This window comes from Desulfonauticus sp., assembly GCF_055126295.1.
The window spans coordinates 46,873-68,048 of the sequence record NZ_JBSRHE010000008.1; the positions used below are offsets into that span (position 1 = coordinate 46,873).

Consider the following 21,176-nt stretch of genomic DNA (forward strand, 5'->3'; position numbering starts at 1 on the left):
TATTTTTCTAAAAAAGGAGAATGTACATGTCTAAGGCAAAGGGGAGTAAGGTTTTATTCTTAGTTGCTATAACCTTTTTGTTTATTACCATTGGAATTAGTACCTATTTATCTATTCAAACTAACAATTTTTATTCTTACCTGTCTATTGGTTTTGGAGTTTTTACTTTAATTCTACTCCTTATTCTTTATAAAAAAGAAGGAGATAATTTGTCTTTAGACTTAAAAAAAGAGTCAATTTCTATTGATCAGGAAAAAGAAAAACTTTTATCTATTTTAAAAGAAGTAAGCAAAGGTAGGTTTCAACGCACTTTAAAACTAGACAATCTGGATAGCAAAGATATAGAAAAGAATTTTAATTCCATGTTATCCTTTATTACAGGCATACTAAATTCTCTAGAAGATCAAAATAAAATTCTAACCGAAGTAAAAAACTTCATTAATAAATTTAGCGAACAGATAAACTTACAGGTAAGTCATACAGAAGAAATAGCTCACGAAGTGGATGCAATGGCCACTCAATCCCAGCAGGATGCAGAAGCCATTTACACCTCCATGCAGGACATGTCCACAGCCACAACTGAAATCGCAGAATCTGTAGCCAAAACAGCAGAAATGGCAGCTAACACTCAGCAAGAAGCCCTTACCACTTCTGCAAACATCCAAAAATTAGCTGAGAGTTCCAAAAACATTGGAGAGGTTATTGCTGTAATCAGAAATATTGCCTCCCAGACCAATCTTTTAGCATTAAACGCCACCATTGAAGCAGCCAGGGCAGGAGAGGCTGGCAAAGGTTTTGCCGTGGTAGCCAATGAAGTAAAAGAGCTGGCCAAACAAACAGCCAATGCCACTGAAGAAATCACCACCATGATTGAAGAAATCCAAAAAGACATCGAGGCCAGTGTGGCTTCAGTGGAATCTATTACTCAAAAGGTAAAAGAGGTAAATGACCTGGCCAATACCATTGCCAGTGCCACTGAAGAACAGACTGTAACCATGGCAGATATTACCACCAATGTGCGTAGAACCACAGAAGCTGCCCAAAAGGTTAAAGAAAGCTCAGAAAATCTCCTGCAGTTTGCCAGAGATTTTGTGGAAATTTTACCTCAGGTAACCATTATTCAGAGGTCCATAGAACGCTTAAACAAATCCAACAACCTTATCTTAAGCAAGATAAGTATCAACCCTGCTCTAGCCAGTGATTTAAGTTTATGCATAGATAAAAGCTGTCAGATAAGAGATATTCTCTTTAAGAACCTGGTCTGGGTAAATGGAGTACTCAAGGGACTTGTCACCAATACTCCGCCTCAGGTGGAAACTGACCCCACCAAGTGCGCTCTGGGAAAATTTTTAGCCAACTATACACCTCAAACTAGAGAAGTAAAAGAACTTCTGGAAAAATTGCTACCTGCCCACGAAAAGATGCACACTGCAGCCATAAAGTTAAAAGAATACATCCAGAACCAGGAAAAACCGCTCGTTATTCTCAACTATCTAAAAAACGAAATAACTCCTTATTTAAATACCACTTTAGAATTGCTGGATAAGTGGTTATATCTGGAATCAGAAGCTCTGGGAGAAGAAACAGAGTTTATGCCCTGGAATAGCTCTCTTAGCTTGGGTATTTCCAGTATTGATAAACAACATCAAAAACTGGTGGCACTAATTAACGAGTTGGCCAGGGCCTTAAGTAAAGGAGAAAAACAGGCGAGCAAAAAAATCTTAAAGGAACTGGTAGACTACACGGTTTATCACTTTGGTTATGAAGAAAAGCTCTTTAACCAGTTTAAATACCCTCAGGAGCAAGAACATAAAACCATTCATAAGCGCCTGGTAGAGCAGGTGCAAGACTTTGTTAAAAAGGTAGAAGAAGGAGACTATTCTATAGCTGATGAACTCTTAAACTTTTTAAAAGACTGGTTAACCAATCACATAGGATTTACAGACAAAAAGTATGCTCCCTTCTTTAAAGAGCACAACATAGACTAGAGACCTTTCTTTTTACAGCTTGCATTAATTCAGGCAGGGAATAAAAAACCCTGCCTGTTGTTTTTTGGGGCCTATTGATTAAAAGTAGCTTTACCTCACTTAATCTGCATCCGAAAAGTTTTTCCTGAAAGCTAATACTGTGCCCAACATCTTTACTAACTACCACTTTCACCCCCAATTGGTCCAAAAGTTCCTGCCAGGACCTGGCCTTTAAAAAGGGTGGTAAAGCTAAAATTCTTTTTTCCGGAATGCCTAAGGCTTTAGCCTGGGCAAAACTTTGAGGTAAAACCTTAAGATAAAAATCAACCTCTTCTTTTTGCAAAAGGGGTAAATACTGCGCCAGATTTTTTATACCCACAGTTAAAAGAAAGCTTTTCTTTAACTGCCAGAGCTTTTCTCTGGCTTCCAGATGACTATCCACTCTCATTACTTCCAGACCGCTAAAATCTGCCTGCGGCCTAAGATAGGAAAACAAAGGCAAAGAACAAAGAGTACATACTTCCCAGGCCAGCTTGCTAATCTCACAAGCAAAGGGATGGGTTGCATCCACCACAGCCAGAATACCTTCCTGCCTGAGAAAGGCCAAAAAACTATCTTTAGTCAAAGGCCCGGTTATTCTCTCCACAGGAAAGGGCAACTTCAATTCCCAGGAAGTAAGGGTAGAAAGAATGGGCTCTAAACCCAATTTATCCGCCCAGAAAACAGCTTCTCTGCTTTCTTCTGTCCCGCCTAAAATTAAAATTTTACTCATGTCAAAAAGTCCTTGGCCCAGCGTAACAGATTTAAAATCAATAAAAAGAACCCTTCCATTCTGGATAACCGCCAGCCCGTACGCATAAAAACCAGTACCAGCCCTACCATACCTACCAGCATCAAGGTACTGCTATGGGCATGCGCACTTACTTCTAAAGGTTGCAAAAGTCCAGCCAAGCCCAGCACTCCCAAAAGATTAAAAATATCGCTCCCAAGTAAGTTTCCAGCAGAAAGTTCATGCTCTCCTTTTAAGGCTGCCACCAGCGAAGTGGCAAACTCAGGCGCAGAAGTGCCAGCAGCCACAATGGTCACCCCAATAACCCATTCTGACACCCCCAGGTACCTGGCAATACCCACTGCCCCTTCTACTAAAAAATGTCCTCCTAAAATCACCACCAGAAGGCTTATAACCAGGGTTAGATAGTCTTTCCAGGTGGCTTTACCCAGCTTTAAGTCCACTTCTATTTTTTCACGCTTTCCAAAAAGAAAAAAAAGATAAACAAATAAGCCCAGAAAAAGGGTTAATGCCTCCCACCAGACAAACTTTAAATCCCAAAGGAAAAAACAAATACTAATTACAGCCAGCAATAAAACCAGGCCGTCCCTATATACCAGTTTGGGAGAAGTTTTTACTCCTTTAAGTAAGGCTACCCCGCCTAAAATAAAACCCAGATTAAAGATATTGGAACCAATTACATTGGATACACTGATATCTGCCTGGTGTTTAAAAGCAGCACTTATGGTTACCACAAACTCAGGAGCAGAAGTACCAAAGGCAACCACTGTAAGGCCAATAAGTAAAGGAGATAGTCCCAAAGAATAGGCAATCTTGGCTGAAGAATCCACCAGGTTGTCAGCGCCTTTCCACAAAAAAACAAGCCCTAAAAAAACACTTAATACATCCCAGACTACCACTCTACTTACCTATAAGTTCCCTTTTAACTTCTTCTTGCCACCCGGGTTCCTGCCACTTAAAAACCTCTCTGGGCTCTTTAGAAACTTCCAGCACAAAACTTTCCTCTTTTTTCACCACTTTTATGGCCAAATGCTTTTCTTCACTTCTCAGGGCCTTGGGAGCAAAATGAACTAAAAAGGAAGCTGCCTGACGCAAAATTTCCTGGGGCCAGCTCTTAGGATAAACCCCTAGGGCTATGGGCCCGGGATAATCTGCCAAACGCAACAAGTATTCATCCTGGGCTAATTTTATAAGTTTATCGTTATCTGCTTTATTGCGTCCAATAATCAGCCAATAATTATTCCACCAAAAATGCCTTCCCCAAAGAGCCAGGTCAAAATACCTAAGTTCAGGCTCCTTTACATACTTTAAAAGAGATGTATAGCGCTTGCCCATCTCCAGATCAGTCAAAAGGCACCCCCCTGCAGGAGAAGGGATAGAGGTAAGACCAAACTCTCTAGCCAGAGCCAACTGCTCTTTTCTTCCTCTCCCCTTTATGCCCAAAAGTTTCTCCCTCTGGACAAGTCCACTTTGCTCTACCTCAGTGGGCTTTAAGTTTAAAGCAGTAAGGGGCCTTACTAAAATACCTTCAACTCCTGCTTCCCTGGGAATAAGGGGTAAAGTGTCTCTGCGCTGAGACATGGGACGCTGGCCTAGCACTTCGCCTGAAACCAAAAATTTGGCTCCAAATGGAGTTAATAGTTCTTTTGCCTTTTTCAACATTAAAATCTTACAATCAATACAAGGGTTTAAAACTTTACCCAGCCCATATTTAGGCCTTCCTAAAAACATTTTTAAATATTCCTGCCCAATGTCTAAGGCCAAAAGCTTTAAACCATATTCCTCTTGCCACTTTTCTACCTTGTCCCTGGCTCCAAAAAAGGGGGAATAAAAGTGCAAGCCTAAAATCTTTAATCCTTGTTTTTCCAGTAGCTTAATAGCCAAAAGGCTATCTAAACCACCTGAAAACAGGGCCAAGCCATCATATTTCTCCATAAGCAGGGCAAGTGCCAGATTTCCCCTTAAGAGGCAAGAAGAAAAAAGTTAGGCTTACCAAATTTTTTTCTTGACATTTAAACCCAAGCCATTAAGAAGTGTTTGCAACTTAAAAATACAAGGAGGAGCAACTTGAAATCCTTAAGAACTCTGCAGGTTAATCAAAGGGCAATAATCAAAGAAATAAAGGCTAGAGGAGAGCTGGGCAGAAGAATTAGAGATATGGGACTTTTGCCTGGAGTGGAAATCCAGGTGGTGGGTAGAGCGCCCTTAAAAGACCCTGTGGCCCTGCGCTTAAAGGGATTTACTCTCACCTTACGCAATAATGAAGCAGATTATATCCTGGTGGAGGAATTAGATGGATAAAAAGAAACAATTAATTACTGTAGCCCTGGCAGGCAATCCTAACTCTGGTAAAACCACCCTTTTCAACTCCCTGACAGGCTCTAGGCAGCAGGTAGGCAACTATCCAGGCATTACTGTGGAAAAAAAAGAAGGCAGGCTGAAAACAGAGGAAGCAGATATTCATTTTGTAGATCTTCCAGGTACTTACTCCCTTACGGCCTACTCTCAAGAAGAGTTAGTTGCCAGAAACTTTATCCTGGAAGAAAGCCCTAATGTGGTGGTAGATGTAATCAATGCTAACTCTTTAGAGAGAAATCTCTTCCTAGCCATTCAAATACTGGAACTGGGATCTCCTCTTATCCTGGCCTTAAACATGATGGACGAAGTAAGGGCCCAAGGTCTTACCATAAACACTTCTTTACTCAGCAAAAGATTAAAGGTTCCAGTGGTGGAAACTGTAGCTCGCTATGGGCTAGGGAAAAAAATGCTCATTCAAACCATTATAGAGCAAAGCCAAAACCCAAAATCCTGGACTCCCCTGCAGATTTCCTATGGTCCAGACTTAGACCCTGTTCTGGAAAAGATGAGCCAACTCATTGTAGAAAGTAAGTTCAAATTGGATAAATATCCTCCCAGGTGGTTGGCTTTAAAAATTTTGGAAAATGACGAAGAAATCAAGTCTATTCTCTTAAAGGAAGCTCCAGATCTCTATAAAAAGCTAAATGCTATTTACCTGGAAGTAAGTGCTCACTGTGAAAAAACCTTAAATACCTATCCAGAGGCAATAATTGCTGACTATCGCTATGGCTTTATCTCCTCTGTACTAAAAGATGTGGTCCAGAAAGATACCCACAGGCAAAGAATCTTACTCTCAGATAAAATAGACAAAGTCCTTACCCATAAGTTTTTAGGGCCTATTATAATGCTTTTGGTGCTCTATACAGTTTACAAACTTACCTTCTGGCTTGGAGAGTATCCTCTAGCCTGGGTGGAAGGATTTTTTACCTTTTTAGGAGAAACAGCAGACAAACTCCTGCCTCCTGGTCTTTTAAAGTCTCTGGTTATTTCAGGAATAATCGATGGAGTGGGTGGAGTTGTGGGTTTTGTCCCCCTTATTGCCATTATGTTTTTGTTTTTATCCTTTTTGGAAGACTCAGGCTATATGGCCAGGGTAGCTTATATGCTGGACAGGGTATTTAGAATTTTTGGTTTGCATGGTTGCTCCATTATGCCCTTTATTATCTCTGGCGGTATTGCTGGAGGATGTGCTGTACCTGGGGTAATGGCTGCCAGAACGCTTCGCAGTCCCAAGGAAAAACTTGCCACCATCCTAACTGCTCCATTTATGACCTGCGGGGCTAAGCTACCAGTTTTCATTCTGCTTACCGGCGTATTTTTCCCTCAACAAAAGGCTCTGGCTCTATTTCTCATTTCCTTAACAGGTTGGGTGGTCGCCTTAGTCGTGGCCAAATTCTTACGCTCCACCTTAATCAAAGGACCAGCCACTCCCTTTGTTATGGAACTTCCCCCCTATCGGCTACCCACCTGGCAAGGACTCTTTATCCATTCCTATGAAAAAACCTGGATGTATCTAAAAAAGGCAGGTACTGTTATTCTGGCCATCTCCATCCTAATCTGGGCCATGATGACCTTTCCTCAACTACCTCAAGAAAAACAGGCTGTTTATTTGAACCAGATTGAAACCATAGAAAACACTCTTAAGACCAATCCCGTGGAAAAGGAAAAACTGCTCTCAGAAAAAGAAAAACTGGCCTTTGAACTGGCTCAGGCCAAACTTACTTATTCCCTGGCTGGAAGAATAGGTAAATCTCTGGAAAAAATAACTTCCCTGGCCGGCTTTGACTGGAAGACCAACATAGCGTTAGTGGGTGGTTTTGCAGCCAAAGAAGTAATCATCTCCACCCTAGGCACTGCCTATTCTTTGGGAGAAGTGGAAGTGGAAGAGGCCACTCCCTTAGCTCAAAAACTGGCCAAAGACCCCACCTGGGACAAAGCCAAAGCCATCTCTCTGATTATCTTTGTTTTGCTCTATGCACCTTGCATGGTCACCATTGTCACCATTGCCAGAGAAACTTCCTGGAAATGGGCACTTTTTGCCCTTGTTTTCAACACTCTGGTTGCTTTTGCTTTAGCTTCTTTAAGCTACAATTTGCTCACACTTTAAAAGAAGGGGGTAACCCCCTTCTTTTAAGTAAAAAGTTTACGCAGGGAAAAGTGGGCAAAATAGGAAGAAGTAAGAGCTAACAAAAGATTTAAGCCAAAATAAAAAAGGATATAATTGGAAGGTAAAAAAAACAATTCCAGACCAAAACTATTAAAGACATCTTTCAGATAAACATAAGCTAGATTTAAAAACCCAAGTGCCAGGCTCCCAGAGAGAAACAAAATAAAAACTGAAAGCCGTAAAAGAGGTTTTAAAATATAAAAATCACTGGCGCCAACTAAATATAAAATCTCTATTTCCTTTTCTTTGCTAAATAAAAGCAACCTTACAGACCAAAATACGAGCATAAAAATCATGACCAGGACAAAAAACAACAGAGGGGTCAACACCACTCCCACCAACACATTCCAGTTTTTCAACCAGGAAACCTTTAACTCACTGTAAACAACTCCTCTTACCGCAGGTAAAGACCTAAGCTTAGATATAATGTTCTCTAAAGAATTTAGATTTTCCTGACTATAAACAAAACTAAAAACACTGGTGTAAGGAAAGTCAACTTCACTTAAGATATCTTCCTTTATCTCTACATTTTTAAGCAAAGTATTTTTAATTTTGTTCCTATCTATATTTTCTACAAAATTTAAAGAAAATTTGTCCAAGATAAATTGAATATTTTTATTTATGGACTCCAGGCTTTCATTATTATTCCAGATAATATTAATTTTTATGTTCTTTATGTCCTTATACCACAATTTGCCATTATAATAAAATAAAAGAATAATTAAAAAAAGCAGGGAAAAAAACAGAGAATTTAGAAAAACAAAACAGGAGAGAGACTTGTTTTCCTTTATATCTTCTAGAAAACTATACATCAAAAATTGGTCCCTTTAATCATTCCTTCTTTAAGATAGATAATCTTAGCATCTCTTTTACTGTTTACCAGCTCTTCATTATGAGTGGCCATAACAATGGTAGTACCGTGCAAATTAAACTGATTAAAAACATTCAAAAGGTGAAAGGCCAGTTCTCTATCTAAATTACCAGTAGGCTCATCTGCCAAAAGTAGTTTGGGATTCACCACCATAGCCCTGGCAATGGCCACGCGCTGCTGTTCACCCCCTGAAAGCTCTATGCAGGGAACATCTGCCTTAGGAAAAAGATTTAAGCTACGCAACACTGCCCTTACTCTCTTTTGGATCTGCACCTTAGGCAAGCCTCTGATTTTCAAGGGCAAAGCCACATTGTCAAAAACACTACGGCCAAGTAAAATTTTAAAATCCTGCAAAACAATACTTACTTCTCTTTTGAGCAAACAAAGTTCTTTTCTTTTAAGTTGACGCAAATTATAGCCAGCTACCTCTATCTCCCCTCCTTTGGGGACCAAGTCGCCATGTAAAATCTTTAATAAAGTGGTTTTACCAGCTCCAGAATGGCCTGTAACAAAAAGAAAATCTCCCTTTTCCAGAGTAAAGGAAATATCCTTTAAAGCCCAATTGCGCCCAAAGCTATAAGAAACCCTTTTTAGCTTAATCACTTTTATTTTCTTTTTCTTCCTTGTCTTCTTTATCTTCTTTTTTTTCTTTAGTTGCAGATAAGATTTTACTCAATAAATCCTGAGCTTGAGTGAATTCTGGATTGATTTCAATGGCCTTATGTAAGTGTTTTAAAGACTTTTCTCTTTGAGCCAGATTTAGATAGGCTACAGCGATATTGTAATGCACTTTTTCATTTTCTGGCTCTTTCTTCAAAGCCTGCCTATAGGCCTTTACTGCCTCTTGCACTTTGCCTTTTTTTCTAAAGGAAACTGCTAAATTATTTAAGGTATCCACAGTCAAAGATTCAAAAAGAAGAGGGCCAAAATCCCGCATTACCTCTTCTACTAAGTCCAGTTCCAGGTATAAATTCCAGATTCTTTGCTTTAAGTCCTCATTTTCTGGGTCTGAATTAAGGGCCATGGTAAAATAATCCTTAGCCTTATACACTTCTTCCTGCAGGAGATAGAGTTTACCCATAAAAAATAGGTTATCTGTAGAGTTAGGACTTATTTCTAAAGCTCGTTTTAGGGCTTCTGTAGCCAGGGTATAATCCCTTTCTTCCAGGTAAACCCTGGCCAGGGCAGTCCAGGCCTTGAGCATAAGAGAGCTTTCTTTTAAGGCTTCACGCAAATAACTTTTGGCATCACTTAATTTCTTTAGTTTTAAACATATCTTGGCACTTTCATAACTAAAACGCGCCAATAATTCTGGATAGTCCTTACTACAGTCTTGCAAAAAGTTTAGGGCTTCTTCTAATTTTTTTTCTTTACTCAACTTTTCCACTTCTTGCAGACATTTTTTAACTATAACCGAGGGACTATTGGGGTTATTTAAACCTTCTATCTTCTCAATCACGGCGTCAATAGTTACCGGTTTTAACAAATAGCCTTCAATACCTTCATCTGAAGCCAGAGCAATATCTTCTTTTTCTCCCTTGGAGGTAACAAAAATAAAAGGTAAATGTTTAAACTTTTCCTCTCTTCTTATCCAGCGCAAAAGTTCCAGGCCATCCATATAGGGCATCTTCCAATCTGAAATAACCAGTTGCATTTTATTGCCCTGGGCTAAAATAATTTCTCTGGCTTCTTCACCATTGGCTGCTTCCAAAATTTGTTTAAAGCCAAGAACTTTTAAAATATTGACAATGGTAGCTCTTGCAGCCTGAATGTCATCCACCACTAACACGGGCAAACTTTTATCCAGCATTTTCCTCTCCTGTTACATAACAGGTAAAGCAAAACTTACTTCCCCTGGGTTTAGCATCTTCCACCCAGATCTTGCCTTCCAACATATTGACAATACGATTACAAATAAACAAGCCAATTCCTGTGCCTTCTATCTTTTTATCCCTTTGTAAACGCTGAAAGCGGTCAAAAATCTTTTGTTTTAACTCATCAGGCACCCCTGGTCCTGTATCCTGGACACAAAAAATCAAAAAGAATGGAAAACGATCTGACTTTCTTCTGGACTGTCTCACTTCCCAGGATATTTTGACCTCTCCTTGAGCAGGAGTGTACTTTAAGGCATTGGAAAAAAGATTTTGAATCAAGTGCTGAAGCAAATTTTCTTCTGCAAAAAGCAATACATCCTCCTGGCTGAGTAAGGAAACTTTTATCTCCTTTTCCCTGGCCAGGGGAGAAAGCTCTTCCACAATACGCTCTACAATGGGTTTTAAAGCTACAGGCCCCAGCTTTACCTTTTTATTCTTCCAGTCATCCAACCTAGCTACCTGCAGAAATTCATCAATCATGGTCAGGAGCTCCTGGGCCCCTTTCAGGGCTGTTTCTACTACGGGCTTCATTTCTTCACTAAGCCCAATGTATTTTAAGAGGTCCAGGTTAGAAATAATGGCAGCCAGAGGACTTTTAAAATCATGCACCACCATCTGCACCAGTTCACTTCTTTCTGTATAAGTGAGTTCCAGTTCCTTTTGTTTTAGTTTGAGTCGTTCAGAAAGACTTTCCAGCTTTTCTTTTTCCTCTTCCAGTTGATGAAAAAGACAGGAATTTTCTATTAAAGGAGAAAGCAAGGAGGCATAATCCTTGAGCAAGTTAAAATCAGACTGGTAAAAGAAATTTTGCTCCTTGTGGTCAGAAACATTTATAACTCCCACCACTCCCCACTTTCCCTGCAAGGGCACACACATAAGAGAACTGGTGTCATAGCTTCCCTTTCTAATTTTATCCTTAAAACGCACAGAGCGTTTCACATCTTTAAAGTAAACACTTTCTCCAGTGGTAAATACATGTCCAGAAATGGTCTCAGGGTCAATGTCCACTTCCAAATTCAAGATTTTAGGATTGGTGGAAGCAACAATTTTGGCTTTGTTTTTTTTCCTGGTTTTCAACATAATTGAGCCCTGTCTGGCCTTGATTTTCTCCAGAATCAAGACCAGACTGGCCTGCATTTTTTCACTCAAGGAATACTTGGTGTCTGTTAAAAAATAAATAATTCGTCTTAAAAAACCAAGTTCAGCCTTAAAATCCATTTATCTACCCACATTTGGTATAGCCACACTCTGTACACAAAAAGCAACCTTCCTGAAAGGTAAGTTCTTGACCACACTCTGGACAGGTAGGCCTATTTAAATCATTGGCCCTTGCATCAGGATTAATCTTTTCTCCCCTGAGGTATCTATTTTCCAGCACCCAGGCCACAGCATCAGGGATAGAAAGCAAAAGACCTTTTTTCTGAAAAACAGGATGCTCTCCTCCTATGCCTTTTAACTGTTTGACAATTTCTCTCACCTCTATGCCAGAACGCAAGGCAAGGGAAACTAAACGGCCAATGGCCTCAGCCTTGGCCGTAATGGAGCGGCCAGACCTACCTATGGTGGCAAAGACCTCAAAGGGCTTTCCATCCACTTCATTTACGGTCAAATAAAGGGTGCCCAGTCCAGTTTGCACCTTCTGGGTAAAACCATAAATAACCTCTGGTCTATCTTTTACCTGAGAAGTCTTTGTCTCCCCTTTATCTTTTTTTGTTTCTCCTTCCCCTGTGCAAAGCACCTGAGAACTTTTACATCCATCCCTATAAACAGTAACTCCCTTACAACCCAGTTCATAAGCCAGCCAATAAATATGCCAGATGTCTTCTTGAGTGGCAGAATTGGGCAAATTTACAGTCTTGGATACAGCATTATCGGTATATTTTTGAAAGGCAGCCTGCATTTTTAAATGATATTCGGGCTCAATATCCATGGCTGTAACAAAAATATCTTTTAGTTCTTTATCAATAAAGTCCAGATGCTGAATAGAGCCTTTTTTGGCTACTTCTTCCATAAGTTTGGGACTATAACTACCTGCCTCTTTCATTGCAGCTTCAAAGTAAGGATTTACTTCCACCAGGGTTTCTCCATCCATTACTTTGCGCACAAAGGAAAGGGCAAATAAAGGCTCTATGCCAGAAGAACAGCCTGCAATAATGGACAAGGTGCCAGTGGGAGCAATAGTGGTAGTAGTGGCATTGCGATAGGGGCCTAAGTTCTTTTCCTTATACACAGATTCCTCATAGGCAGGAAAAGGTCCTCTTTCTAAAGCTAATTGCTTAGAAGCAGCTTTGGATTCACTTTGAATAAATTTCATCATTTTCTCAGCAAGATTCAAGGCCTTTTGACTATTATAAGGAATTTTTAACTGAAAAAGCAAATCAGCCCAACCCATTACTCCCAGACCAATTTTTCGATTTAAACGCACCTTTTCACTAATCTGCTCAAGGGGATACTTAGAAGCATCAATGACATTGTCTAAAAAGCGCACACTTAGATGTATTGTTTCCTTTAAGCCTTCCCAGTCAATATCCTGCTTGTCTGGAAGATAAAACTTAGACAGATTGATAGAGCCCAGATTACAGGCTTCATAGGGAAGCAAAGGCTGCTCTCCGCAGGGGTTTGTACTTTCTATTTCTCCCTGCCTGGGAGTGGGGTTGTCCCGATTAATTCTATCCAGGAAAATAATTCCTGGGTCGCCACTTTCCCAGGCCTTTTGAACTAAAAGGGAAAAGACTTCCCTGGCTCTAAGTTTGCCTTTGACCTCTCCTGTATGAGGGGCAACAAGCTCATACTCCAAATCATCTTCCACAGCCTGCATAAACTTTTCAGTCAGACCAACAGAAAGGTTAAAGTTGTTTAAATCTCCATCCCTTTCTTTGGCCCGAATAAAATCCAAAATATCAGGGTGATCTATTCTAAGAATCCCCATATTGGCGCCACGCCTGGTACCACCCTGTTTTACCTGCTCTGTAGCAGTATTGAAAATCTTCATAAAGGAAAGAGGACCAGAAGCCACTCCCCCGGTAGAGCCCACTCTGCTGTCTTTAGGTCTAAGCCTGGAAAAGGAAAAACCTGTCCCTCCACCAGACTTATGGATAAGGGCAGCATACTTAAGGGCATCAAAAATTTCTTCCATGGAATCCCCAACAGGCAAGACAAAACAAGCAGCCAGTTGTCCCAAGTCTGTACCTGCATTCATCAGAGTAGGAGAGTTAGGTAAAAAGCGAAAAGAAACCATTAAATCATAAAAAATTCGGGCTAATTCTTTTACTTTGTAAGGCGAGTTGGTATATTTTTCTTCTTCCAGGGCAATGGCTGAAGCCACTCTCCAGAAAAGGCCCTTAATATCTTCAACAGGCTCTCCATCCAGCCCCTTTCTTAAATAGCGTTTGGAAAGAACTATTTTGGCATTCTCATTTACTTGTGGTTCCACTAAATCCTTTGGCATTTTGATTTTTTTCATCTAGATACCCCTTTGCACGATTTACTTCCGGGGTAAGTTAGCTTACTTTGCACCCAAGGACAAGAAAATCTTAAAATACTCTAAAAACGAGGAGTTAAGCCATGAAAGGCCAAATGAGTAAAATAAGCAAGGGAGAAAAGAAAGTTTTTGGACCAGCCAAGGCCCTGGTCTGCGGTTTTGCTCCTGCTAAATTGCCTCAACTTTCCCAGTTTTTCCAAGAATTTGGGCTCCAAACTTTAGGGGTAGGCTTAAAACATAAAAGTGAACTCATAAAAGACATTGTAAACCAAGAAAACCTGGACCTTACAGATACGGAAAAACTCCCACCTGCAGTTATTTTAGGGGGAATCAAGGAAAAAGATTTACACCTGCTTTTACAAAAATGGCCAAGTCTAGGATTAGGACAGCCGCTTTTTGCCGTTTACACTCCTCATTCCTGGGAATGGACTTTAGCTTACCTCTTAAAACACCTCTTAGAGGAAAGAGCTAAATTTCAAGGTTAGAAGTTTATAAGTATTTAAATTAAGTTTATCTTTTGAAAAACCTGCTTAAAATGTGCAGGTAAATTGATAAACTCCAGGGCTATCTTTTTTTCTTTTGCCTCTTTGCCTATTTTAGAAAATAGAGATATCCCAGCACCATTTATGCTCACTCTGGTAGAAAAGTAAAATCTCACCTTTGTTAATGGTAGTTCACTTAATTCTGTCCAGATATTTTCCAAAAACCTGTAAGTATTGCCATCTACAGAGCCATCTAGGTAAACCCTGGCTTCTTCTCTTTCCACCTCATAATGAAAATTGTTTTTTTGCTCCCGCGCAATAAGTAGCCTTTCCTTGGCCCTCTTTAAAGACTTTTCTATATCTTCCTTACCAATGGGCTTATTTAAAAAGTCAGTGGCGTCCAGATTCAAAGCCTTTACTGCCAGTTCCACATCTCCATGACCGGTAATCACAATAACCTCTGTATCTGGCTTTATTTTTTTAATTTCTCTTAAAACCACCATGCCATCAATACCTGGCATTTTTAAATCCGTTAAAACAATATCTGGAAGATATTCTTGAAAAAGTTTTAGGCCTTGCTCTCCACTACTGGCCAGCAGGGCTTCATAGCCAAAAATCTTTAGATAAAGGTCAAAAAGGCGCAAAGTACTTTCTTCATCATCAATGACTAAAATCTTTTCCCTTGTTTCCATTTTCCACTACCTCTAATAAAGGTAAATAAATTTTAAAAATTGCCCCCTTCTCCCCACCTTCTAAAAGAATTTCTCCGCGATGATCCTTAATGATACTTTTCACAATAGCCAATCCCAACCCCATTCCTTTTCCTTTTCCTTTGGTGGTAAAAAAGGGCTCAAAGAGTTTGTGTTTATCTTCTTCTCTAAAACCTATTCCGTTATCCGCAATAAATAGAACAACCCTTTTCCTTTCCTCATAGGTGGCGATGTGAATAACTCCTTTGAAATCCTCTTCCTTTCTTCGTTCCAAGATAGCGTCCCGGGCATTGTTTAAAAGATTGAAAACAACCTGTTGCAACCTATTTTCATAGCCTAAAATAGAAGGTAACTTAGGACTTAAGTCCAACTTAAACTCAATATCACTTAAACTAAACTGCTGTTTTAAAAGAGTAAGCACTGCTTCAACCACCTTATTTAAATCCACTCTCTCCGGAAGAAGGGTGGATTTGCGGCTAAACTGCCTCAAGTTATTGATAATGTCTGAAGCCCTATCCACCTGTACGCTAAGTTCCCTGGCGACATTAACAATCTCTTCTTCACTTAGCTCTGTATGCTGGTGAGTGTGGACATAGGCAAGTAAGTCCGCTCCCATTTTAATGGCATTTAAAGGCTGGTTTAATTCATGGGCCATACCTGCGGCCATTTCACCCAGGGCTTTCATTTTACTGGCCTGAATAATCTGGGCATCTTTTTCAATCATATCCGTAATATCCACACAGGAAAGGATTACAGCCTGCTGTTGTTCATAACTAATGGGACAGGCATGCACATTTACAAAAAAGGGCTTTTGATCCCTAGTGTAGTGAATTATTTTGCTCAAGTAAATATACCCTTCGTTAAAAAGAGGAGAATCTTCACTTAAAAAATCCCTGGCTTCTGGCCAAAACTCCAAAAAAGACTTTCCCCTCATCTCCTTGACTTCAAAATTATAAACTTCACCAGCTCTGGGATTGACATCCAGAATACGCAAATCATCCCAACTAAGCACAAAAATAGGATCAGGGCCACTTACAAAAAGAGAACGATACTTTAACTCTGATTCCTTTAATTTTTGCCGATAAAGACGGATACTCCAAATCATATTGCTAAAGGCATAGGCAAGTTGAGAGACCTCATCCCCTGCTTCCTGATGATAAAAAATACAGGTTTTACACCTTCTCTTGGTACTTACTTTACCTCCACTTACTCCCAATTCATCTAAGTGCCAACAAGGAAAACGATGGTCCCTAAAGGCAGGACAGTTTTTTCGTACCCGTTCATCACCTTCCATATCCACCTCAAAATTACCTTTACTTACCTCCTTAGCCACATTGGTAAGTACTTCCACTGGTCTGGTAATACTCAAAGCCAGCTTGTGCGAGAGCCAGAAAATAAACACAATCACCAGGGAAATAAAACCCAAAAAAGTAACGCGCAATTTGGCAATCAAACTATCCACATGAGCTTTATTCAAGCCCACATGGACACTCCCAATCTCATAAATCCCCTCTTTTACAGGAGTCTTAATATCAAAAACTTCTCTACCAGCTATTTTTAATAAATTAACCCTTTCTGCCTTCTTTTGCGCAATAAATTTCTGTAACTCTTCTGGGAAAGGTTGTACAAAGGTATGGGATATAACTTCATTCTTTGCATCAACTACAAATATATAGTCTATTAAATCTCTTCTCTCTTTTAATTTGGCTTCATCAAAAATAAGAGCCAGAAGCAAGGGATAGTTTTGATCTAAGATATACCCACTTCCCCTTTCAGCAATACTATGGCCAATGGCAAATCCACGCTTTTTTAATTCTTCCGTTAAACTGGAAACCAAAATCGCCCTAGCCAGAAAAGCAATGGCCACACTGATTAGAAAAATTACTAAAATAATGGACAAAAATATTTTATTTTTTAAAGATAAGGTTTCTAGTTTTTTATTTATTTTTTTTAACATCTGGTAATAACTCTGACCAATTGTTAATCAATCTAAACTTACTGTCCTTTAACAGAGTAAAATAAATCTTATCCAATCCCTGATGGTCCTTATGTCCAAAATTAAGAACAAGTCCCTGCCCTAAATCCAGATTTTTAATGGATTCAATTCCAGCAATAAGACTTTTACGAGTGGGGGTGGGACCAGCCCTACGTAAACCTTCTACCATTACCCTGGCAGTCACATATCCTTCCAGACCTACAAAGTTGGGCTCATCTTCAGGATAATATTTTTTTAAAAGAGAAGTATACCCCTCTTTGGTAGAAGGAAAAAATTCTGGTGGAGGCACAACCTGAGACATAATCACTGTTTGCTTTAGGTCTCCTATCCTCCTAGCTAACTCATTGGCTCCCACAAAGGATACTGCATAAAATAAAGGACTTTTCCCTTGCGCTGTGGCCAGACGAATAAATTTACTGCAGGGCTCATAGGTACCTACCAGAACTACTGCTTCTACCTCCTGACTAAAAATGCGTTCAAAAGCATCTTCCACCTCTAGGGTCCCTCGAATATAACTACCTCTAGCAACCGGGGTTAATTGGTAGTGCTGCAAGGCCAGTTCTGTACCAGTAAGGCCATCAAAACCATAGGCATCATACTGGTAAAAAATGGCAATTTTAGTTAAACCCAAATCCTTTACCATATGCTCAATGGCCTTACTGGTTTCCTCATAATAAGAAGGCCTAATATTGATTAGCCAGGGATTAAAGGGCTCTCTTAGGGCATTAGCACCTGTAAACATACCCACTAAAGGGATTCTGGCTTCTTCAATAAAGGGTAAGACCTTTAAAGTAGTAGGAGTGCCCACATAACCAAACAGAGAAAAGACCTTGTCTTCCACAATAAGTTTTTGGGTATTGTAAAGACATTTAGGCGGGTCATAGGCATCATCATAGGCAATAACTTCTATCTTCCGCTTCCAGACTCCACCCTTCCCATTAATTTCATTAAAATAAGCTAAAGCCCCTCTTAAAAATTGAGTCCCCAGATAGCCAGCATGCCCACCCAGGGCCAAAGAAGAGCCTAATACCACCTTATTTTCATAAACCCCGCACTGCTGACACCAATTCTCCCTTTGAGGCTGTTCCCAGGAACAGCCACTTCCCCCTAAAACCAGCCCCCAAATTCCCACCAACAGATATGCCAATTTTGACATAATAACCTTAAAATCTTTTTCTAACACTTAAACTCACCATTTTTTAGAAAAAATTAAGAAAAATTAAAAAAAATTAAACAATTAAAACAAAAATATGCGTTGGATTTTTATCCAATTTTCCAGCTCAATTTTAAACTTTTTTTCCAAAAAAATAAACACATTAAAAAAAAGAAGCCTTTATTTTTGTGAACTTATCCTCTTTTTTGACTTCCCTTATAACTTTTTAAATTCCGTATATAACGAAAAAAAGTTTAAGTAAATGCGTTTTTAAACCTTTAAATTTAAAAGGAGGGGTTTATGAAACTTGGCAGGAGAGAATTTTTAAAGCTCTCCACAGCAGCTACTGTAGCCACTGCCTTTGCAGGGCTAGGTTTTAATCTAAAACCTACAGTAGCCAGAGCTCAGCTTTTAAAGCTGAATTGGGCTAAGGAGAGCACTTCCATCTGTTGTTATTGTGCTGTGGGATGTGGACTTATCGTACACACCGCCAAAGATGGTTCTAATCGCATTATCAATGTAGAAGGCGATCCTGATCATCCCATTAATGAAGGAGCCCTTTGCGCCAAAGGTGCTGCCATTTCTCAACTGGCAGAAAACAAAAATCGCATCACAGCCCCCTTATACCGTGCCCCTTACAGTGATAAGTGGGAAGAAAAGTCCTGGGAATGGATGTTAAACACCATTGCCCGCCGTATTAAAGATACCCGAGACAAGACCTTTGCCAGAGTCAACAGCAAGGGACAAACTGTAAATCGCTGCGATGGATTGGCCTCTGTGGGTTCAGCTGCTTTGGACAATGAGGAATGCTGGATTTATCAGGCTTTTCTGCGCAGCCTTGGCCTGGTGTATATTGAACACCAGGCACGTATCTGACACAGCGCCACTGTAGCGGCTCTGGCAGAGTCGTTTGGACGCGGTGCGATGACCAATCACTGGATTGACATTAAAAACAGTGATTGTATTTTGATTATGGGTTCCAATGCTGCAGAAAATCACCCCATTTCCTTTAAATGGGTAATGCGGGCCAAGGAAAAGGGTGCCACTTTAATCCATGTAGACCCAAGGTTTACCAGAACTTCAGCCAAGGCAGATATCTATGCTGCTATCAGGTCTGGAAGTGACATTGCCTTCTTAGGTGGACTTATCAATTACATTTTAGAAAACAAGCTCTACTTTAAAGAATATGTGGTCAATTATACCAATGCCTCTTTTATTGTGAACAAAAAATATGGTTTTAAAGATGGGCTTTTTGCAGGTTTTGACCCCAAAACCAACAAATACGACCGTTCTTACTGGCAATTTGAACTGGATGAGCAGGGCAACCCCAAAAAGGATCCCTCTTTAAAGCACAAACGCTGTGTCTTTAATCTCCTAAAAAAACATTATTCCCGCTACACCCTGAAAAATGTCTCCATGGTTACAGGCATTCCCAAAGAAGACCTGCTTAAAATCTACAAAGCCTATGCTTCCACTGGAAAGCCTGATAAGAGTGCCACCATCATGTATGCCATGGGTTGGACCCAGCATAGTGTAGGTGTACAAAACATCAGGGCTATGGCCATGATTCAGTTACTCCTGGGCAACATTGGGGTTGCTGGCGGAGGAGTAAATGCTCTAAGGGGCGAGTCCAATGTACAGGGCTCCACTGACCACTGTTTACTCTATCACATTTTGCCTGGTTATCTAAAGACTCCACGGGCTTCTCTGCCCACCTTGGAAGCTTACAACAAAAAATACACCCCAGTAAGCAAAGATCCCAAGAGTGCCAACTGGTGGCAAAATTATCCCAAATATTCAGTAAGTTTGCTTAAGGCCATGTACATGGATGCTGACCCCAAAGACGCCTATTTTTGGCTGCCCAAACTGGATGATGGTCAAAATGCCTCCTTCCTGGCCCTCTTTGACGAAATGTTAAAAGGCAAATTCAAGGGATTCTTTGCCTGGGGACAAAATCCAGCCTGTGGCCTGGCCAACTCCAACAAGGCCAGAAACGCCCTCTCCAAGCTGGACTGGATGGTAGTGGTCAATATTTTTGACAATGAAACTGCTTCTTTCTGGAAAGGACCTGGCATGGATCCTGGCAAGGTTAAGACTGAAGTCTTCTTCCTGCCCTGTGCAGTTTCTGTGGAAAAAGAAGGCTCCATTACCAACTCAGGTAGGTGGATGCAATGGCGCTATGCAGCCAGAAAGCCCATGCCCAACACCAAGGGAGATGGAGACATCATCTGCGAACTGGTCAAAAAGGTAAAGGAATTGTACAAAAAAGAAGGAGGGGCCTTACCTGAAGCTGTACTCAATTTAAGTTCAGAAAAATGGGTAAATGAAAAAGGCGAGTACGACCCCCATGCCATTGCCAAGATAGTAAATGGCTACTTCCTCAAGGATGTGGAAGTAAAAGGCAAAAAGTTTAAAGCTGGCACTCTAGTTCCCAGTTTTGCATATCTTAAAGACGATGGTAGCACCTGTTCTGGAAACTGGCTCTACTGTGGCTCCTATACTGAAAAGGGCAATATGGCGGCCAGAAGAGACAAAACTCAAACAGAGATGCAGGCCAAAATCGGCTTATATCCCAACTGGAGCTGGTGCTGGCCTGTAAATCGTCGTATTCTTTACAACAGGGCATCTGTAAACCTCAAGGGTGAACCCTATGCTCCTCAAAAGCCAGTAATCCGCTGGAATGGTGAAAAATGGGAAGGAGATGTTCCAGACGGTGGTTGGGCCCCTGGCACCAAGTACGCCTTTATCATGCGCAAGCATGGTTTTGGACAGATCTTTGGACCAGGAAGAGTAGATGGTCCCTTCCCCGAACATTATGAACCTCTAGAGTGTCCTTTCCCCAAACATCCTTTCTCTAAACAACTGCACAATCCTCTTGCTCTTACTTTTGATACAGACTTTGAACGCCTGAAGTCCTGTGACCCACGCTATCCCTTTGTGGGTACTACCTACCGAGTCACTGAGCACTGGCAAACAGGGGTTATGACCAGATGGCAACCCTGGTTACTGGAAGCTGAACCTCAACTCTTTGTGGAAATCAGTCCGCAACTGGCTGAGTTAAGAGGGATCAAAAACGGGGAAAAGGTGATTGTGGAAAATGCTAGAGGTAAAGTAGAGGCTGTGGCCATGGTTACCTCCAGGATAAGACCCTTTAAGGTCATGGGACAAACCATTCATCTGGTAGGCCTGCCCTGGCATTTTGGTTGGGTACATCCTAAAGATGGTGGAGATGCTGCCAACCTGCTCACTCCTTCTGTGGGTGATCCCAACACTGGCATACCAGAAACCAAGGCCTTTATGGTCAATGTAAGGAAAAAATAAGGAGGT

16 protein-coding genes are annotated in these 21,176 nt (G+C 40.6%); 5 read left to right on the plus strand and 11 right to left on the minus strand.

Annotated features, from left to right (window positions below; translation table 11 throughout):
- The first annotated feature begins 26 nt into the window (after positions 1–26).
- A complete protein-coding gene (locus ACTCIM_RS06580; RefSeq protein ID WP_472314588.1) occupies positions 27–1,988 on the plus strand; it encodes a bacteriohemerythrin in 1,962 nt (653 codons plus the stop codon).
- Here ACTCIM_RS06580 and ACTCIM_RS06585 read toward each other — a convergent pair.
- Genes ACTCIM_RS06585 through ACTCIM_RS06595 form a run of 3 tightly spaced genes read right to left on the minus strand, consistent with a single transcriptional unit; the run spans position 1,966 to position 4,692 of the window.
- Positions 1,966–2,739, minus strand: a complete 774-nt coding sequence (locus ACTCIM_RS06585) for a precorrin-6A/cobalt-precorrin-6A reductase (RefSeq protein ID WP_464279278.1) — start codon at positions 2,737–2,739, stop codon at positions 1,966–1,968. The genes ACTCIM_RS06580 and ACTCIM_RS06585 overlap by 23 nt on opposite strands.
- The gene (locus ACTCIM_RS06590) at positions 2,736–3,656 is read right to left on the minus strand and encodes a calcium/sodium antiporter (protein WP_472314591.1); all 921 of its coding nucleotides are present in this window, start codon (positions 3,654–3,656) and stop codon (positions 2,736–2,738) included. The genes ACTCIM_RS06585 and ACTCIM_RS06590 overlap by 4 nt, the downstream gene beginning before the upstream one ends.
- A 1-nt stretch (position 3,657) precedes the next feature.
- Positions 3,658–4,692, minus strand: a complete 1,035-nt coding sequence (locus tag ACTCIM_RS06595) for a tRNA(5-methylaminomethyl-2-thiouridylate) methyltransferase (RefSeq protein WP_472314593.1) — start codon at positions 4,690–4,692, stop codon at positions 3,658–3,660.
- A gap of 132 nt (positions 4,693–4,824) precedes the next feature.
- On the opposite strand from ACTCIM_RS06595, the gene ACTCIM_RS06600 reads away from it, so the two are divergent.
- Together ACTCIM_RS06600 and feoB are read left to right on the plus strand one after the other, a co-directional pair.
- Positions 4,825–5,058, plus strand: coding sequence for a FeoA family protein (locus ACTCIM_RS06600; RefSeq protein ID WP_464279274.1), 234 nt, complete (start codon positions 4,825–4,827; stop codon positions 5,056–5,058).
- On the plus strand, positions 5,051–7,222 hold the full coding sequence (feoB, locus tag ACTCIM_RS06605) for a ferrous iron transport protein B (RefSeq protein WP_472314594.1): 2,172 nt from the start codon (positions 5,051–5,053) through the stop codon (positions 7,220–7,222). Before ACTCIM_RS06600 ends, feoB begins: the two co-directional genes overlap by 8 nt.
- A 23-nt stretch (positions 7,223–7,245) precedes the next feature.
- Here the strand turns inward: feoB and ACTCIM_RS06610 are convergent, their stop codons facing one another.
- Genes ACTCIM_RS06610 through ACTCIM_RS06630 form a run of 5 tightly spaced genes read right to left on the minus strand, consistent with a single transcriptional unit; the run spans position 7,246 to position 13,490 of the window.
- Positions 7,246–8,094, minus strand: coding sequence for a cell division protein FtsX (locus ACTCIM_RS06610; protein WP_464279273.1), 849 nt, complete (start codon positions 8,092–8,094; stop codon positions 7,246–7,248).
- Entirely contained in the window at positions 8,094–8,756 is a 663-nt protein-coding gene (gene ftsE, locus ACTCIM_RS06615) for a cell division ATP-binding protein FtsE (protein ID WP_472314596.1), read from the minus strand. Before ftsE ends, ACTCIM_RS06610 begins: the two co-directional genes overlap by 1 nt.
- Positions 8,749–9,963, minus strand: a complete 1,215-nt coding sequence (locus ACTCIM_RS06620) for a tetratricopeptide repeat protein (RefSeq protein ID WP_472314598.1) — start codon at positions 9,961–9,963, stop codon at positions 8,749–8,751. Before ACTCIM_RS06620 ends, ftsE begins: the two co-directional genes overlap by 8 nt.
- Complete coding sequence (locus tag ACTCIM_RS06625) at positions 9,953–11,245, minus strand: GAF domain-containing sensor histidine kinase (protein WP_472314599.1); 1,293 nt, start codon at positions 11,243–11,245, stop codon at positions 9,953–9,955. The genes ACTCIM_RS06620 and ACTCIM_RS06625 overlap by 11 nt, the downstream gene beginning before the upstream one ends.
- A 4-nt stretch (positions 11,246–11,249) precedes the next feature.
- Entirely contained in the window at positions 11,250–13,490 is a 2,241-nt protein-coding gene (locus ACTCIM_RS06630) for a vitamin B12-dependent ribonucleotide reductase (RefSeq protein WP_472314601.1), read from the minus strand.
- A gap of 101 nt (positions 13,491–13,591) precedes the next feature.
- Here ACTCIM_RS06630 and ACTCIM_RS06635 point away from each other — a divergent pair, with 101 nt between their 5' ends.
- The gene (locus tag ACTCIM_RS06635) at positions 13,592–13,993 is read left to right on the plus strand and encodes a DUF3783 domain-containing protein (protein WP_464279269.1); all 402 of its coding nucleotides are present in this window, start codon (positions 13,592–13,594) and stop codon (positions 13,991–13,993) included.
- 14 nt (positions 13,994–14,007) lie between these two features.
- Here the strand turns inward: ACTCIM_RS06635 and ACTCIM_RS06640 are convergent, their stop codons facing one another.
- The 3 genes from ACTCIM_RS06640 to ACTCIM_RS06650 are packed head-to-tail and all read right to left on the minus strand — an operon-like array spanning position 14,008 to position 17,852.
- Positions 14,008–14,682, minus strand: a complete 675-nt coding sequence (locus ACTCIM_RS06640) for a response regulator (protein WP_472314603.1) — start codon at positions 14,680–14,682, stop codon at positions 14,008–14,010.
- On the minus strand, positions 14,651–16,657 hold the full coding sequence (locus ACTCIM_RS06645; RefSeq protein ID WP_472314605.1) for an ATP-binding protein: 2,007 nt from the start codon (positions 16,655–16,657) through the stop codon (positions 14,651–14,653). Before ACTCIM_RS06645 ends, ACTCIM_RS06640 begins: the two co-directional genes overlap by 32 nt.
- Complete coding sequence (locus ACTCIM_RS06650; protein WP_472314607.1) at positions 16,638–17,852, minus strand: ABC transporter substrate-binding protein; 1,215 nt, start codon at positions 17,850–17,852, stop codon at positions 16,638–16,640. Before ACTCIM_RS06650 ends, ACTCIM_RS06645 begins: the two co-directional genes overlap by 20 nt.
- 297 nt (positions 17,853–18,149) lie before the next feature.
- Here ACTCIM_RS06650 and fdnG point away from each other — a divergent pair, with 297 nt between their 5' ends.
- Entirely contained in the window at positions 18,150–21,170 is a 3,021-nt protein-coding gene (gene fdnG, locus ACTCIM_RS06655) for a formate dehydrogenase-N subunit alpha (protein ID WP_472314609.1), read from the plus strand.
- Positions 21,171–21,176: the final 6 nt, after the last annotated feature.